Genomic DNA, 2,503 nt, shown 5'->3' on the forward strand with positions numbered 1-2,503 from the left:
CCCGTCCGTCGGTGGTCGCGACCACCGCCCAGCGCACGTGAGCGCTGTCAGCGCCCACCGCGTTGACTGGGGTGTCGGTCGAACGAGGAGTGCGCGTGCTGGGACCTGAACTGGTGGTCGTGCTCGGCCTGGCCATCGCCCTGACGGCGGGTGTCGCCGACCGCATCCGGGTCGCACCGCCGGTGCTCCTGCTCGCCCTCGGCGCGCTGCTCGCCCTCGTGCCCGAGTTCGCCGGGGTGCAGCTCCCCGCCGACGCCGTCCTGCTGCTCTTCCTGCCCGCGCTGCTGTACTGGGAGAGCCTGACGACCTCGCTGCGCGAGATCCGCAAGAACCTGCGCGGCATCGTCCTGATGGGCACGCTGCTCGTCGTGGTCACGGCCGGGGCGGTCGCCGTCCTGCTCCACCTCCTGGGCCTGCCGTGGGGTCCCGCGTGGGTGCTCGGCGCCGCGGTGGCGCCGACGGACGCCACGGCCGTCGGCGTGCTCACGAAGATGCTGCCGCGACGGAACGTGACGGTGCTGCGTGCCGAGAGCCTCGTCAACGACGGCACGACGCTCGTGGTCTACGGGATCGCCGTCGCCGTCACGGTGGGCACGCAGCAGCTCACGTTCTGGGGCGTCTCGGGCATGCTCGCGCTGTCGTACCTCGGCGGGGTGGCGGCCGGTCTGGTCGCCGCCTGGCTCGGGACGCAGGTGCTGCGACGCGTCGACACGGTCGTCCTCGAGAACCTCGTGACGCTCCTCGTGCCGTTCGTCGCGTTCCTCGGCGCCGAGGCGATCGGGGCGTCCGGCGTCCTCGCGGTCGTGGCCGCCGGGATCGTCGTCAGCCAGGTCGGCCCGAAGCTCGACCGGGCCGAGACCCGCCAGCAGGTCCGCGCGTTCTGGTCGTTCCTGACCTTCCTGCTCAACGGCGCGCTGTTCGTGCTCGTCGGCATCGAGGCGATGGTCGCCGCCCGGGCGCTCGAGCCCGCCGAGCTCCTCCGCGCCACCGGGCTCGTGGCCCTCGTGTCGCTCGCCCTCGTGGTGGTGCGGTTCGCGTTCCTCAACGCGGCCGGTGGCACCGTGTGGGTCGTCACCCGCCGGACCGGCGGAGCACCGCGCGAGGGCCACCGGGACCGACTCGTCAGCGGCTTCGCCGGATTCCGCGGAGCCGTGTCCCTGGCGATGGCCGTCGCCGTGCCCCGGACGCTCGAGTCCGGGGCGGCCTTCCCGGACCGCGACCTCATCGTCTTCGTCACCGCCGGGGTGGTCGTCGTCACGATCGTCGGGCAGGCCCTGGTCCTGCCGGCCGTCCTGCGCCGGGCCGCGCTGCCCGAGGACGAGTCGGTCGGTGAGGAGCGCCGCTACGCCGAGCGGACCGCGATCGAGGAGGCGCTCGACGCACTCCCCCGCCTCGCGCGCACGACCGGCGCCGATCGTGCGACCGTCGAGCGGGTACGGAAGGACTACGAGGCGCACCTCGACGTCATCCAGGCCCGCGAGGAAGCGGACGACGACCACCCGGCGCTGCAGCGGCACGACACGGCGGTCGCCCTCGAGCTCGCTCTGGTCCGGCACAAGGCGGCGACGCTCCTGCGGCTGCGGGACGCTGACGAGATCGACGACCTCGTGCTGCGGCAGGTGCGGTCGGGGTACGACGCGGAGGAGGCGCGGTTGAACGGGGTCAGTTCGGCGTGAGGGCAAGGGCCGTCCCGTCCGCCCGCGACCCGATCGCCCCGCTCCGCCCCGCCCGGCGATCGCTCGGTGAGCAGGAATGGTCGAGTCCGCAGATGCCACTCGACCACTTCTGCTCACCGAACGCCGGGCGGAGAGGCGTGGAGGGCGCCTAGGACTCCTCTGGCGTCGCTGGCTCCGAGGCGAGCGCCTTCCGACGCTGCGCGACCTGCACCCCGATCGCGACCGGGACCGCCGCGAGGGCGACCACCCGGAGCCACGGCCGGTCGAAGACGTGGCGCGAGGCGTGGTCGAGCGAGACCGGCCCGGGGCCACCGAGCGCGAACATCGCCGCCGAGAAACCGAGGAACGCCGGGAACTCGAACCCGCCGTCGGCGTTGAAGAACCCGTTCGGGGTGTGGACGCTCGACGCGACGCCCATCGTGGTCGCCGCACCGGCACCGGCGATCGGTGTGGCGAGGCCGAGTGCGAGGGCGGCGCCGCAGCCCGCCTCGCCGAGGCCGGCGAGCACCGCGTTGCGTCGGCCCGGCCGGAAGCCCATCTGGTGCATGCCCTGGGCGGTGCCCTCGATGCCGCCGCCCCCGAACGCGCCGAAGAGCTTCTGCGAGCCGTGCGAGACGAGGACGGCGCCGAGGGCGATGCGGAGCAGGGTCTTGGCGGTGACGGAGGCGGTCGTGGTGCGTGAGCTCATGCGTTCTCCCGGTGGTCGGTGGTGTCGTGCGGCAGACGGTACGCCGTGACGCCTCCGACGAGTTCGCGGCCTCCGAGCCGGTCGTGCAGGCCGACCGCGGACATCCGGTGAGCAGAAATGGTCGAGTCGGAAACCCCGA

At 73.6% G+C, this 2,503-nt stretch carries 2 protein-coding genes; one reads left to right on the top strand and one right to left on the bottom strand.

Annotation, left to right across the window (positions count from 1 at the left end; genetic code table 11):
- Positions 1–95 precede the first annotated feature (95 nt).
- Positions 96–1,676, top strand: coding sequence for a Na+/H+ antiporter (locus Q7F20_RS18345; RefSeq protein WP_305741492.1), 1,581 nt, complete (start codon positions 96–98; stop codon positions 1,674–1,676).
- A gap of 148 nt (positions 1,677–1,824) precedes the next feature.
- Here Q7F20_RS18345 and Q7F20_RS18350 read toward each other — a convergent pair whose 3' ends face one another.
- Positions 1,825–2,364: a DoxX family protein gene (locus tag Q7F20_RS18350; protein ID WP_305741493.1), complete on the bottom strand. Its 540-nt coding sequence runs from the start codon at positions 2,362–2,364 to the stop codon at positions 1,825–1,827.
- Positions 2,365–2,503 lie beyond the last annotated feature (139 nt).

It is taken from the genome of Curtobacterium sp. A7_M15, from assembly GCF_030705415.1.
Lineage (GTDB): Bacteria > Actinomycetota > Actinomycetes > Actinomycetales > Microbacteriaceae > Curtobacterium.

Coding starts and splice junctions, on each gene's coding strand:
- Q7F20_RS18350 (WP_305741493.1), bottom strand. CDS start 2,364: ATGAGCTCACGCACCACGACCGCCTCCGTCACCGCCAAGACCCTGCTC.